This window comes from Neisseria sp. HMSC069H12 (genome assembly GCF_001812735.1).
Classification (GTDB): domain Bacteria; phylum Pseudomonadota; class Gammaproteobacteria; order Burkholderiales; family Neisseriaceae; genus Neisseria; species Neisseria subflava.
Window position 1 is genome coordinate 113853 of record NZ_KV810302.1, and the last position, 13370, is coordinate 127222.

Genomic DNA, 13370 nt, shown 5'->3' on the forward strand with positions numbered 1-13370 from the left:
CGGCCAACGCCAACGCGCCATGATTGCCATGGCCGTATCAGCCCAGCCCAAGCTCCTTATTGCCGACGAACCGACCACCGCTTTGGACGTTGCCGTCCAAGCCCAAATCCTCGACCTGCTCTCACGCCTGCAGGAAGAACACGGCATGACCATGCTCTACATTACGCACGACTTGAACCTTGTGCGCCGTTTTGCCGACGATGTCGCCGTTATGCGTAACGGCCGTATCCTCGAAACCGGCAAAGCAAACGAAGTCTTCGCCAATCCGCAGCACGAATACACCAAAATGCTGCTCAACGCCGGCACAACGCGACGCGTGGCTCCTTTGCCTGAAAACCCTGCCACCGTCCTTAAGGTCGAACAAATCGCCTTTTCCATCAAAGAATCAGACGGCTGGTTTAAAAAACGCGACAAAACCATTCTCAACCCCGTTTCTTTCGATCTCAAATCAGGGGAAACATTGGGCATCATCGGCGAAAGTGGCTGCGGCAAAACCACGCTGGCAAAAGCCGTTATGCACCTTATCGATTCCGAAGGCAGCCTGATTGTCAACGGCGAGCCATGGAAACGCGAATTGAGACGCGAAATCCAAATGGTGTTCCAAGACCCGTTCGGCGCATTCAATCCGCGTATGAACGTCTTCGATACCGTTTCCGAAGCCTTACGCGTACACGAACCTGAAATGCCGCGCGAAGAAATGCGCCGCCGCGTCGAAGAAGTCCTGAAACAAGTCGGCCTGCCCGAAGATGCACTCGAACGCTATCCGCACGCATTCTCCGGCGGCCAGCGCCAACGCCTCGCCATCGCCCGCGCCATCATTGTCCGCCCGAAAATCCTCGTATTGGACGAACCAACCAGCGCGCTTGATGTCCAATGGCAACAACAAATCCTTGAATTGCTCAGCGGCCTGCAAAAAGAATACGGCCTCGCCTTCATCATCATCAGCCACGACCTCGCGGTTATCCGCGCCATTTCCCACCGCGTGATGGTGTTGAAAGACGGCAAAATCGTTGAAGAAGGCGAATGCGAAAATGTGTTTGCCAATCCAAGCAGCGACTATACGTGCCATTTGATTGCCCACTCCGGCCACATGGTTCAAGAGGCCGTCTGAATCTTTAAGGATTACGATAGACGCATTTCAAAAAAACTATTGCCGGGTGGCGGCACTTGAAATTTTCCCTGTCTGCCACTATTCTGAACAACATCTTTATTAATCCCGATTTGAAAGGAAATAACATGAGCAGCGAATTGATTATCCACGCCAGCGATGCCAGCTTCGAACAAGACGTTTTGAAATCCGACGTACCTGTATTGCTGGACTTCTGGGCACCATGGTGCGGCCCTTGCAAAATGATTGCCCCAATCTTGGACGACATCGCCTCCGAATTCCAAGGCCGTCTGAAAGTCGTTAAAATCAACATCGACGACAATGAAGCCACTCCTGCCAAATTCGGCGTTCGCGGCATCCCTACCCTGATGGTGTTCAAAAACGGTGAAAACGTTGCAACCAAAGTTGGCGCATTGGCTAAAGGTCAACTGACTGCATTCGTTGAAGCCTCTATCGCTTAAGGCTTTAAGCATATAAAAAGGCCGTCTGGAAATTGTTTTCAGACGGCCTTTTTTTGTATTCATTAAGCAGCCAATGGTTTCAAAGTCAGGCTGATATTTTCAGCTTTCACTTTAAACAGCAAATCAATATTCGGATGTTTGCCAGGATTGGCTTCGGCATCGGCAACATGCTCGGCAAACCATGCCAGGCCGCGTTCTGCCGCCGCTGCGTCCAGCTTGCCGTCAAACTCTTGCGCCAAAGCATGGTAAAGCTTGAGCGAGCCTTGTTTGCCGGGCGCATTGGGAATGTGATGAACCACATTGCCCTCTTTATCGAGAATATCCAAGCCGCTCAAATGGTCGATGGCAGGCATGGTGGCCAGATTATCTTGGAAGCTCATGATTGTCCTTTCTGATGTGGGTTTTAAAGCAAACCATATAACAAGGCCGTCTGAAAGTTGATGTTTGACACTTTTCAGACGGCCTTAAACATTTCAATTAACGTGTACCGAAAATCTTATCGCCGGCATCGCCCAAGCCTGGGATGATGTAGCCGTGTTCGTTCAAGTGGCTGTCGAGCGCAGCAGTGTAGATGGTTACATCAGGATGCGCGTCATTGACGGCTTTCACGCCTTCCGGAGCGGCAACCAATACCAATGCTTTGATATTGCTGCAACCTTTAGCTTTCAGCAAGTCGATGGTCGCAACCATAGAGCCGCCGGTCGCCAACATCGGGTCGATAATCAGTGCAGGACGCTCGGCCATGCTGTCAACGAATTTTTCAAAGTAAGAAACCGGTTTCAGCGTTTCTTCATCGCGCTGCAAGCCGACAACGCTGATTTTAGCGGTAGGAATCAGGTCGAGTACGCCGTCGAGCATACCCAAACCGGCACGCAAAATAGGGACAACGGTCAAGGTTTTGCCTTTAATACGGTCGCCTTCGATAGAGCCACACCAACCGTCGATGATGTATTTTTCGGTTTCAAAGTCGCGGCTGGCTTCGTATGCCATCAGGCGCGCCAGCTCGGTAGTGAGTGTGCGGAATTTGTAGGTGCTGCATTCTGCCTCGCGCATCAAAGTCAGTTTGTGGCGGACGAGGGGATGATTGATGACGGTAACGTTCATTTTCTGTATTTCCGAGTTTCGTTGACGGAGTGAATTATACTTTTTTTCACGAATGGCGGAAAGGGTATGTTTCGTGCGAAAGGCCGTCTGAATCAGGGTTTCAGACGGCCTTTGTCAACAATTTTACATTACGGAATATTGTGGATAATTAAGCTTTCAGCAATTCTTGCAGTTCGCCGGCTTCGTACATTTCCATCAAAATGTCAGAACCGCCGACAAATTCGCCGTTGACGTACAGTTGAGGAATAGTCGGCCAGTCGCTGTATTCTTTAATGCCTTGGCGTACGGCATCGTTTTCCAATACGTTGACGGTTACATAGTCGGTGCAACCTGCCGCATTCAGGATTTGTACGGCACGCGAAGAGAAGCCGCATTGCGGGAATTGCTTCGTGCCTTTCATGAACAATACGACGCGGTGTGTGGTAACGACTTCTTTGATTTGATCGTGGATAGAGGACATGGTGTGTTCCTTTTTACTAAATCGGTTGTTCGGGGAAAATCAAATTTCCCGCCATTATACGCAAATTGATGAAGTTGAGGGGCGTTTATCAACGTCGGATCTGACCGTTGCCGTTGATGTAGAACTTGGTCGAAGTCAGCGCTTCCAAACCCATCGGACCGCGGGCGTGCATTTTTTGGGTGGAAATACCGATTTCCGCCCCCAATCCGAAAACAAAGCCGTCGGTAAACCGAGTGGACGCATTGACATAAACCGCCGCCGCATCAATGCTTTCTTGGAAAAATTCGGCATGGGCAATGCTTTGGGTCACAATCGCTTCCGAGTGATGCGTCGTGTAGTCGTTAATCCAATCGACGGCTTCTTCCACCGATTTCACTGTCTTGACCGACATAATATAGTCAAGAAACTCGGTACTGTAATCTTCCTCTGTTGCCAAAACAGCATTTTTAAACATACGCAATGCTTCCTGATCGGCTCTAAATTCAACCGGATGCACTTTGGCAACGGCTTCTTCCAGTTTGGGCAAAAACGCTTCTGCTATCTTTTCGTGAACAACCAAAGATTCAGCGGCATTGCACACGCTCGGACGCTGCGTTTTGGCGTTCACGACGATATCGACCGCCATCTCCAAATCGGCACTGTCGTCCACATAAATATGGCAATTACCGACTCCGGTTTCAATGACGGGAACTTTCGATTTCTCTTTAACCGTCTGAATCAAGCGCGCGCCGCCGCGCGGAATCAGTACATCAATATAATCAACTGCCTGCATCAATTCCTCGGCAGCGGCATGACTGGTATCTTCAACCAGCTGAACCACATCGGCATCCATTCCCGCCTTTACCAAAGCCTGCCTGATGACGGCAATCAATGCGGTATTGGAATGGATGGCATCGCGACCGCCGCGCAAAATAATGGCATTGCCGGTTTTAAAGGCCAGGGAAAACGCATCGACCGAAACATTCGGGCGGCTCTCAAAAATCATGGCAACCACACCCAAAGGCACGCGTTTTTGAACAATCTTCAAACCGTCCAAATTGGTATAGCCGCGGACAACCTGCCCAATCGGGTCCTGCAAATCGGCGACCTGCCCAACGCCTTCCGCAATGCCTTGGATGCGTTCGTGATTCAAGCGCAGCCTGTCGAGCATAATGTCCGAAATGCCGTTTTCTTTTGCAGCGGCCAAATCGCGGGCATTTTCCGCCAAAATCATCTCAGCCTGTTCAACCAAAGCCGCCGCAACCTGACGCAGCAGATTGTTTTTTTCCACGCTTCCCAGGCTGATTAACGTTTTACTGGCTTTTTGAGCATTCTTGCCCAACTGTTCGATATAGTTCATCAAACCTCCCTATTTCTCTTGTGCAAACCACGTTCCGATAGGCGCGCCATCTAAAACCTGAAGGATATCGCGCGGATTGGCGCTATTCATCAACACCATCTGGCCGTGATGTTCAAACATCATCTGCGCACTCTTAATCTTACTGAGCATGCCGCCCGTACCAAACTTACTGCCCGAGCCGCCGGCAGAAGCAATAATTTCTTCGGTAATATCGGCCACATGGCTGCGCAGCTTGGCATCGGCGTGAACAGCCGGATTTTTATCAAACAAACCGTCTATATCGGACAACATAATCAGCAAATCGGCTTTAACGATTTTCGCTACAACTGCCGACAAACGGTCGTTATCGCCAAACTTGGTCGCATGGTCCATCTCGTCCACGCTGACCGCATCGTTCTCATTGACAATGGGGATGACACCGATGGAAAGCAGGGATTCAAAAGCATTGGTAACGTTTGCCAAACTTTCCGGATATTCGACCACATCACGCGTCAGCAGGATTTGCGATACCGTCATCCGATAATGGGAAAAAATCTGCGAATAAAGGCTCATCATGGCCACTTGGCCGACGCTGGAAACAGCCTGCTGCTGCGCCATTTCCGCCGGACGTTTTTCCATGTTGAGGACATTCAGCCCAAAACCCATTGCACCGGAAGACACCAGCACAATTTCTTTGCCCTTACTGACCAAGCTGGAAATGACAAAGGCCAGTTGGTCGATTTTTGCCAAATTGATTTTGCCGTTTGGCAACACCAAAGAACTGGTTCCAATCTTAATGACAATGCGTTTTACTGCTTCAAAATCTCGTTTCATTATTCTCCTCTGCTTTCTATTTTTATGATTGCATGCGGCATTATTTCAGCCAAACGTATCTACATCATAACTGCGAAGCAATAGAAAATACAGACAAAATTAAAAAACGCTTCCTTTAAAAGCTGTATTTTCAGCCTTTATCCGAATCCGTTAACAACAAAATAAAAGGCCGTCTGAAACCCGATTCCAGGTTTCAGACGGCCTTTTACCGATTATTGAGAACATGGCCTGCCACGATAAATACAGACCGTTCCCTACAAACGCTTATTGGTGTTCAGAAATAATTTTCAGCATTTGCGCCAATACTTTAGGATTGGCCGCAACGATGTCACCGCTTTCCAGCCAGCCTTCATCACCAGACATATCGGTAACGATGCCGCCTGCTTCTTGGACAATCAATGCACCGGCGGCAATATCCCAAGGTTTGAGGTTGAACTCAAAGAAACCGTCCAAACGGCCGGCCGCAACGGCACACAAATCCAAAGAAGCCGCGCCTTCACGACGGCCGCCAGCGGTTTTTGCCAAGAAATCTTTCAAAATCGCCAGATACTTGTCCATCATGCTTTGATCGACAACAGGGAAGCCGGTACCGATCAGGCAGCGGTTCAATTCGATGCGGTTGGAAACGCGGATGCGGCGGTCATTGAGCAACGCGCCTTTGCCGCGGGAAGCCATGTATACGTCGTTGCGCTCAGGTGCGTATACCAAAGCTTCTTGCAACACGCCTTTGTGCAGGAGTGCCATAGAGATAGCGTATTGAGGATGGCCGTGGAGGAAGTTGATTGTGCCGTCGAGCGGGTCGATAATCCATTCGTACTCGGCAGTGGCTTTACCGTGGGAGCCGCCTTCTTCGCAAGTGATTTTGTGATGCGGATAGGCTTCTTTGAGCGCTTCCACCAAAATCATTTCGGAGCTGCGGTCAACATCGGAAACGAAGTCGTTGAATGCTTTGCTGTCTACTTTGACGGCACCCAGATTGCCAGCGGCGCGAATCATCATTTGCCCTGCTTTACGGGCGGCTTTGAAAGCGGTATTTAAAAACGGATTCATGGTTTTCTTTCTAATTCAGGTAAAATACGCCCTAATGCGCCGAACATGGCACACAAGAGGCTGTTAATCGTTTCCGATGCTGTTAAAGAACATTTCAGACGGCATGGAAAAAGGCCGTCTGAAAACAAAAAGATGGCGCATTATACCTGATTCCCGTACAAACAGAAAACAAAACATGACTTCCGAAAAACCCGCACTGCCCGCTTATCTGGACAACATCCGCATCATCCTCACGCGCACCAGCCATCCTGCCAATATCGGCTCCGCCGCGCGCGCCATGAAAACGATGGGCCTGCACAAATTGACCATCGTCGCCCCCAATCTGATGGCAACGCCGATGACGGAAAATCCGCCCGTGTTCGATCCGGAGCATCCGCAATCGTTTAAATTACCGGAAGAAAGTTTCATCCTCGCTTCCGGCGCGGCGGACGTTTTGGAAAATGCCACCATTGCCGCCTCTTTGGACAAAGCCCTTGCCGACACCACCATCGCCTGCGCCCTGACCAGCCGCCGCCGCGAAATCACCGCGCCGCTGCAAACGCCGCGCGACTTAGTGCCCGAATTACTGCAGGCCGCCAACCGCGGCGAGAAAGTGGCGCTGGTTTTCGGCAACGAAACTTTCGGCTTAAGCATCGAAGAAGTCCAAGCCTGCAACCGACTGATGACCATCAACGGCAATCCCGACTATTTCTCGCTCAACCTTGCCCAAGCCGTGCAGGTCGTGTGTTATGAAATCTTCAGCCAAACCGATTCGCCCATGACCCATCTTCAACAGGAAGACCACGCCGCGACCCACGAGCAAATCAAAGGCATGGTCGCCCACATGGAAAGCGTGATGAACGACATCGGCTTTTTCAACCGCCGCAACGGCGAGCGCCTGATGCGCCGTATGCAGAGCCTGTTCGGACGTGCCAATACGCAAACCGAAGACATCGATATCCTGCGCGGTTTTTTCAATACCGTCAGCCACCTTATCAATAAGAAAGACTAATTTAAGGCCGTCTGAAAACGTTACAAGCTTTTCAGACGGCATGACTGATATTCGGATAAGCATGAATTACACCCTAGACGCATTATGGTGGAAACTCACCAGCCAACCCGTCCGCGACCTTGCCTCGCTACTGACTGCGCCGCCTTTATGGCAAAGCGGTTGCGAATTGAGCGTGCGCGAACTACTGGGGGAACACGGTTTCCGCTATCTTTTGGCATTGGATGCTGATCCCGCGCCGCTGATGGATCACCTCGCCCAACGCGCCCCGTTCGGACATCGTCTCGGCATTTATGCCGAAGAGCTGCTGGCTTTCTGGTTTGCCAACGCGCCGCATGCCAAACTGCACGCCTACAATCTGCCCGTTTTTTCAGACGGCCAAACTTTAGGCGCTGCGGATTTTGTCGTTTCCCTCAACCAACAGCCCTACCATATCGAGCTGGCGTGTAAATACTACGGCGGAGACCAAGTGCAAAACCTGCGCGGCCTCAATCCTAAAGACACACTGACGGACAAAGCCGCCAAACTGGTGCAGCAATCCCAGCTGCTGCATACGCCGCAAGGCAAAGCAACCTTAGCCGCACAAGGCCTGCCGGAGAATCCGCTTCCTACTTCAATCGTGCGCGGCATCGGATTTTTTCCACAAGGTTTCCATGCTTTTGAGCCGCCGCTTAATCCATACGGCTGGCGCGGCGTCTATATTCAAGATTGGGCGGAATACGGGTTTGAACGCCAAGAAGCCCGCTACCACCTGCTCGACCGTATGGCTTATCTTGCACCTGCGCGTGTTGCCGAAACCGAAACATTGAACGAAACCGAAATCCGCCGTATCGACCAAGGCTTGATTGCCGTTTTGGAATTACGGCCGGACGGCTTTTGGCACGAAATCGAACGCATCATGAAGGCCGTCTGAAACTATTTACCAACTTTAAGAGAACCCATTACATTATGAACGCCGCACAACTCGACCATACCGCCAAAGTTTTGGCTGAAATGCTGACTTTCAAACAGCCTTCCGATGCCGTCCTCTCCGCCTATTTCCGCGAACACAAAAAGCTCGGCCGCCAAGACCGCCACGAAATCGCCGAAACCGCCTTTGCCGCGCTGCGCCACTATCAAAAAATCAGTACCGCCCTGCGCCGTCCGCACGCGCAACCGCGCAAAGCCGCACTCGCCGCACTGGTTCTCGGCAGAAGCACCAACATCAGCCAAATCAAAGACCTACTTGATGAAGAAGAAACAGAGTTCCTCAGTAATTTGAAAGCCCGTAAAACCGAGTTTTCAGACGGCCTGAATACCGCCGCAGAATTGCCGCAATGGCTGGTGGAACAACTGCAACAGCATTGGAGCGAAGCAGAAATCCTCGCCTTCGGCCGCAGCATCAACCAACCTGCCCCGCTCGATATCCGCGTCAATACTTTGAAAGGCAAACGCGATAAAGTGTTGCCGCTGTTGCAAGCCGAAAGTGCCGATGCAGAAGCCACGCCTTATTCGCCTTGGGGCATCCGCATGCAAAATAAAATTGCGCTTAACAAACACGAACTGTTTTTGGACGGCACGCTGGAAGTCCAAGACGAAGGCAGCCAGCTGCTTGCCTTATTGGTGGGCGCAAAACGCGGCGAAATCATTGTCGATTTCTGTGCCGGTGCCGGCGGTAAAACCTTAGCTGTCGGCGCACAAATGGCCAACAAAGGCAGAATCTACGCCTTCGACATCGCCGAAAAACGCCTTGCCAACCTCAAACCGCGCATGACCCGTGCCGGACTGACCAACATCCACCCCGAACGCATCAGCAGCGAACACGATACCCGTATCACCAGACTGGCAGGCAAAGCCGACCGTGTGTTGGTGGACGCGCCCTGCTCCGGTTTGGGTACTTTACGCCGCAATCCCGACCTCAAATACCGCCAATCCGCCGAGACCGTGGCCAACCTTTTGGAACAGCAACACAGCATCCTCGATGCCGCCTCCAAACTGGTGAAACCACAAGGCCGTTTGGTGTACGCCACCTGCAGCGTGTTGCCGGAAGAAAACGAGCTGCAAGTCGAACGTTTCCTGTCCGAACATCCCGAATTTGAACTCGTTAACTGTGCCGAACTGCTGCAAAGCCTGAAGGTCGATTTGGATACCGGAAAATACCTGCGCCTCAACTCCGGAGAACACCAAACCGACGGCTTCTTTGCCGCTGTATTGCAACGTAAGGATTAAGGTTGAAAAAGGCCGTCTGAAATCCTTTCAGACGGCCTTCTTGATAGATTTTTTACATTAAAATCCTTAGATACGATAGTCGCGCTCTGCAATAATATACTTTAAGGCATGTATCTCGACCTTTCATCAGAATATTGTGAAAAGCTGGAAAAAATGCTTTATGCTTTGTAAATGTATGTGTTCTCGTTCAAAATTCGCCCGGTCATGCCTCAGGCAATACCCGATACTGACAACGATAATATATAAATCATTTGGTTAAAAATCATGTCGCATATTTATTCTTCCCCCACAAAGCCCCGTTTCTTGTCATCGGCCATTGCCGTCGCCTGCTGTCTGTTGCCGTTTCAGACGGCCTCTGCATACAGCCTGCAAGACATCCTCAGGGACGCTTTAATCAGCGACCCGATTGTGCGTGAAGCCAAAGCCACTCAAGAAGCAGCGCAAAGCACGACCAAAGCCACGCGCGCGCGCCATTATCCTGTCGTTACCCTGACTGGCACGAAAGTGCTGGCGCAACACAATAAGTACAACAGCAACGATATGAATGACGGTATCGGCGTGCGCGGCAGCGTGAACATTTACTCATGGGGTGCGATTGAAGCCGCCGTCCGCCGCGACCGCAGCCGCGAAGAATACTATCAACACAAATACACCGAAAGCCAAGAGCAGCTGGGCAGCGATATCGGCCGCCTCTATCTGAGCGCATTGCGTGCAAAAGAAACCCTGGTCCTCAACGAACAGACTTTGGCGCGCCACAACAACCTCTTAAAAGACTTGGACACCATCGTCAAATATGATGCCGGCCGCCGTTCCGAGCTGATTGAAGCGCGCGCGCGCCAACTGCAAGTGGCAAACATCATTGCCCAACAACGCCGCACCATGGATTTGGCACTGAGCCGCCTGTCCCGCTATACCTCGCGCCAGCTGACTGCCAACGACTTGGAAGATCCGTTTAAAAACGACACGGCGAAATCCATCAGCGAACGCTTCAACAACCCCAACCGCAACAACAATCCGTCCTATCAGGCGCAATTGGCCGAGCGCGACAGCGTCCGTGCCGATTTGGACGCTTCCAAAGCCGAACGCCTACCTGCCCTCAATTTGGAAGGCAGTGCAACGCGCAACACCAAACAGCTTTATTTAAACGTTGCATGGAATGTGTTGGATATTGCCGCACGCCACAATGTGGAACGCAATGCCAAATCATTGATTGCCGCAGAAGCCAAGTCCGAACAAATCCTGCGCGACATGAACGAACGCGTTCAAACATCCGCCATCGATATGCAGGAAAGCGAACAGCGTACCGTGCTGACGGCGCAACACATCGCCGCCCAAAAAGAAGTCATCAAAGTATACGAATTGCAGTTTAAAATCGCCCGACGTACGCTGACTGACGTTTTGAGCGCATACAGCGAGTTATCCTCCATCGAACAGGATTACGTTGCCGCCCGCAACGATTTCCGCGATGCGGCACTCGACTATTTAAATACCCAGGCCAAAATCTCCGCTTGGGTCGGTTTGGCACAAAAATAAAGCCATATCCGCCGGTTAAACCAAAAACATTACGCGAAAAAATATGAAAGCCATCATTGAACACATCGTTTTAGTGACCCGCCTTTTGGGTGCGCCCGTATCCGAAACCGCTTTGTCTGCCGAAGTCGTGCGCGACAAAAAGCTCAAGGTCAACTATCACTCACTGGTCGAAGTCCTGCGCAGCCACGGCTTTGAAAACACCTTATCCAAACGCAATCTGGAAGACATCCCCTCGCTTGCCGTGCCGGTCATGATTATCCTGCACAACGAAGAGGCTGCGGTCATCACCCAAATCGAAGGTTCCGGCCAAGAGCGCAAATACCATATCCGCCAGGTTGACGGTTTGGAACAGGAACTCAGCCATGAGCAGCTCTCCGGCCTGTATTTGGGCTACTGCTGGTTTATCAAACCCAAAATGGCGACCGATATGCGCTCGGAGTTGCCTGAATACCATCTGCCCAAAGCATGGTTTTGGAAAGTCATTTGGCGTTTCCGCAGCTACTACTACCAAGTCATTTTGGCCACCATCATCATCAACTTCCTTGCGCTCGTCAGCTCCCTGTATGTGATGAACGTGTACGACCGCGTGATTCCCAACCAGGCCTATGAAACCTTGTGGGTATTGAGCATCGGCGTGGTCTTGGCGATTTTGTTTGAATTTGCCGCCAAGATGATTCGCGGTCACTTGACCGATATTGCCGGTAAAAAAGCCGATTTGATCATCAGCTCCGCCCTGTTCCGCCGCGTGATGGCATTGCGTCTGGCAGATCGTCCTGCTTCTTCCGGTTCATACGCCAGCAACCTGCGCGAATTTGAAGCCGTGCGCGAGTTCATGACCAGTGCCAGCTTGTTGACTATTGTCGACTTGCCTTTCCTGTTGCTGTTTATCTTCGTGATTTCCATGGTCGGCGGCAAACTGGCACTTGTTCCCCTGACCATCATTCCAATTGTCGTGATTGTCGGTTTTGTCGTACAACGCCCGCTCTCTCGCCACATCAACGAATCGATGAAAGAAGGTTCGCAACGTTCCGGCCTTGCCGTTGAAGCCATCGAAGGCATCGAAACCCTGAAAACCAACAACGCCACATCTTGGGCGCAACAACGTTGGGACGAATACACCGCTAAAACTTCCGCTTCTTCCATCAAAGTCAAAGACACCAGCAACTTCATGGTCAACTTCGCCGTTGCCATGCAGCAGCTCAATACCGTCTTTTTGGTCGTCGTCGGTACCTATCTGATTCATGCCGACAACCATGCGGAACGCATCACCATGGGTGCATTGATTGCCTCCGTGATTCTGTCCGGCCGCGCCTTGGCGCCGTTGGCACAAATCGCCGGTCTGGCGACCCGCTTCCAACAGGCCAAACTTGCCCTCAAAGGCGTAAACGATATCGTTACCCGCCCTATCGAGCGCAATCCGGAACGCAAATACATTACTTTAGACAACGTTCAAGGCAGTATTACCTTTGAAAACGTATCGTTCAAATATCAAGCCGACAACAACAGCGCCGTCGAAGATTTGCGCCTGACCATCAAACCGGGCGAAAAAGTCGGTATTTTGGGCCGCATCGGCAGCGGTAAAAGCACCATGCTCAAACTGGCCAGCGGTCTGTACGACACTGAAAAAGGCAACGTTACCCTTGACGGAGTCGATATGCGCCAGCTTGACCCCAACTTCCTGCGCGATCAAGTCCTGCTGCTGAGCCAATCGCCACGCCTGTTCCTCGGCACATTGCGTGAAAACATGGACTTGGCACGTACCGGCAGCTACTCTACCGACCAAGACTTACTGACTGCGCTCAACCGTTTCGGCCTCGACAAAATCATCCGCAACCATCCGCGTGGTTTGGATATGCCTTTGGGTGAAGACGGTTTGGGCTTATCCGGCGGTCAAAAACAAATCATCGCCCTGGCGCGCATGACCTTGCGCAACCCGAGAGTCGTCTTGCTGGACGAGCCGACCACCAGCCTGGATCAAGCCACTGAGCGTATGGCGCTCAATGCCATTGCCCAATGGGGCCGCAACCGCACCATGCTTTTGGTGACCCACCGTCCGCAAGTGCTGCAAATCGTCAACCGAATCATTGTGATGGACAATGGCAAAGTCGTGATGGACGGCCCGCGTGATCTGGTATTGCAAAAACTCATGCAAAACGAACAGGCCAAAGCAGCCAACGTCAAACAACAGCAACAAGCTGCTGCAGTCAAACAGCAGCAACAACAAGCTGCCGCCGCTCCTCAATCGGCAGCACAATAAAGCAAAAGGCCGTCTGAAACCTACTTACCCTTTCAGACGGCCTGCCCTA

The 13370-nt window shown here is 51.5% G+C and carries 13 protein-coding genes; 7 read left to right on the plus strand and 6 right to left on the minus strand.

Annotated features, from left to right (window positions below):
• Both HMPREF2872_RS10490 and trxA read left to right on the plus strand, forming a co-directional pair.
• A partial coding sequence (locus HMPREF2872_RS10490) for an ATP-binding cassette domain-containing protein (RefSeq protein WP_070633450.1) occupies positions 1 to 1111 on the plus strand: 1111 nt, incomplete at its 5' end.
• Between the two features lie 125 nt (positions 1112 to 1236).
• Positions 1237 to 1569: a thioredoxin TrxA gene (gene trxA, locus HMPREF2872_RS10495; RefSeq protein WP_003681479.1), complete on the plus strand. Its 333-nt coding sequence runs from the start codon at positions 1237 to 1239 to the stop codon at positions 1567 to 1569.
• A 62-nt stretch (positions 1570 to 1631) separates the two neighbouring features.
• Here trxA and HMPREF2872_RS10500 read toward each other — a convergent pair whose 3' ends face one another.
• The 6 genes from HMPREF2872_RS10500 to HMPREF2872_RS10525 all read right to left on the minus strand — a co-directional run bounded on the left by HMPREF2872_RS10500 (position 1632) and on the right by HMPREF2872_RS10525 (position 6335).
• The gene (locus HMPREF2872_RS10500; protein ID WP_070633452.1) at positions 1632 to 1949 is read right to left on the minus strand and encodes a DUF2322 family protein; all 318 of its coding nucleotides are present in this window, start codon (positions 1947 to 1949) and stop codon (positions 1632 to 1634) included.
• A gap of 97 nt (positions 1950 to 2046) precedes the next feature.
• Positions 2047 to 2673 carry a uracil phosphoribosyltransferase gene (gene upp / locus HMPREF2872_RS10505; protein ID WP_039864255.1) on the minus strand — a complete coding sequence of 209 codons (627 nt, stop codon included), beginning with the start codon at positions 2671 to 2673 and terminating at the stop codon, positions 2047 to 2049.
• A 148-nt stretch (positions 2674 to 2821) separates the two neighbouring features.
• A complete protein-coding gene (gene grxD, locus HMPREF2872_RS10510) occupies positions 2822 to 3133 on the minus strand; it encodes a Grx4 family monothiol glutaredoxin (protein ID WP_003681608.1) in 312 nt (103 codons plus the stop codon).
• A gap of 88 nt (positions 3134 to 3221) precedes the next feature.
• On the minus strand, positions 3222 to 4475 hold the full coding sequence (locus HMPREF2872_RS10515; protein WP_283119021.1) for a glutamate-5-semialdehyde dehydrogenase: 1254 nt from the start codon (positions 4473 to 4475) through the stop codon (positions 3222 to 3224).
• Positions 4476 to 4481: 6 nt separating this feature from the next.
• Positions 4482 to 5285 carry a glutamate 5-kinase gene (proB, locus tag HMPREF2872_RS10520; RefSeq protein ID WP_003683195.1) on the minus strand — a complete coding sequence of 268 codons (804 nt, stop codon included), beginning with the start codon at positions 5283 to 5285 and terminating at the stop codon, positions 4482 to 4484.
• Between the two features lie 264 nt (positions 5286 to 5549).
• Positions 5550 to 6335 (minus strand): inositol monophosphatase family protein, encoded by a 786-nt coding sequence (locus HMPREF2872_RS10525; RefSeq protein WP_070633456.1) that lies wholly within the window; start codon positions 6333 to 6335, stop codon positions 5550 to 5552.
• A gap of 175 nt (positions 6336 to 6510) precedes the next feature.
• Between HMPREF2872_RS10525 and HMPREF2872_RS10530 the strand changes: the two genes are divergently transcribed.
• The 5 genes from HMPREF2872_RS10530 (at position 6511) to HMPREF2872_RS10550 (ending at position 13321) form a co-directional block, all read left to right on the plus strand.
• The gene (locus tag HMPREF2872_RS10530; protein ID WP_070633510.1) at positions 6511 to 7326 is read left to right on the plus strand and encodes an RNA methyltransferase; all 816 of its coding nucleotides are present in this window, start codon (positions 6511 to 6513) and stop codon (positions 7324 to 7326) included.
• Between the two features lie 40 nt (positions 7327 to 7366).
• The gene (locus HMPREF2872_RS10535) at positions 7367 to 8236 is read left to right on the plus strand and encodes a DUF1853 family protein (RefSeq protein ID WP_070633458.1); all 870 of its coding nucleotides are present in this window, start codon (positions 7367 to 7369) and stop codon (positions 8234 to 8236) included.
• Between the two features lie 35 nt (positions 8237 to 8271).
• A complete protein-coding gene (locus HMPREF2872_RS10540; RefSeq protein ID WP_070633460.1) occupies positions 8272 to 9531 on the plus strand; it encodes an RsmB/NOP family class I SAM-dependent RNA methyltransferase in 1260 nt (419 codons plus the stop codon).
• Positions 9532 to 9834: 303 nt separating this feature from the next.
• Positions 9835 to 11064: a TolC family protein gene (locus HMPREF2872_RS10545; RefSeq protein WP_070633463.1), complete on the plus strand. Its 1230-nt coding sequence runs from the start codon at positions 9835 to 9837 to the stop codon at positions 11062 to 11064.
• Positions 11065 to 11107: 43 nt separating this feature from the next.
• Entirely contained in the window at positions 11108 to 13321 is a 2214-nt protein-coding gene (locus HMPREF2872_RS10550) for a type I secretion system permease/ATPase (RefSeq protein ID WP_070633465.1), read from the plus strand.
• Positions 13322 to 13370 lie beyond the last annotated feature (49 nt).

Excerpts from the sequence above, each read along its gene's own strand:
- trxA (WP_003681479.1), top strand. The coding sequence starts at position 1,237 with ATGAGCAGCGAATTGATTATCCACGCCAGCGATGCCAGCTTCGAACAA.
- HMPREF2872_RS10500 (WP_070633452.1), bottom strand. The coding sequence starts at position 1,949 with ATGAGCTTCCAAGATAATCTGGCCACCATGCCTGCCATCGACCATTTG.
- upp (WP_039864255.1), bottom strand. The coding sequence starts at position 2,673 with ATGAACGTTACCGTCATCAATCATCCCCTCGTCCGCCACAAACTGACT.
- grxD (WP_003681608.1), bottom strand. The coding sequence starts at position 3,133 with ATGTCCTCTATCCACGATCAAATCAAAGAAGTCGTTACCACACACCGC.
- proB (WP_003683195.1), bottom strand. The coding sequence starts at position 5,285 with ATGAAACGAGATTTTGAAGCAGTAAAACGCATTGTCATTAAGATTGGA.
- HMPREF2872_RS10525 (WP_070633456.1), bottom strand. The coding sequence starts at position 6,335 with ATGAATCCGTTTTTAAATACCGCTTTCAAAGCCGCCCGTAAAGCAGGG.
- HMPREF2872_RS10530 (WP_070633510.1), top strand. The coding sequence starts at position 6,511 with ATGACTTCCGAAAAACCCGCACTGCCCGCTTATCTGGACAACATCCGC.
- HMPREF2872_RS10535 (WP_070633458.1), top strand. The coding sequence starts at position 7,367 with ATGACTGATATTCGGATAAGCATGAATTACACCCTAGACGCATTATGG.
- HMPREF2872_RS10540 (WP_070633460.1), top strand. The coding sequence starts at position 8,272 with ATGAACGCCGCACAACTCGACCATACCGCCAAAGTTTTGGCTGAAATG.
- HMPREF2872_RS10550 (WP_070633465.1), top strand. The coding sequence starts at position 11,108 with ATGAAAGCCATCATTGAACACATCGTTTTAGTGACCCGCCTTTTGGGT.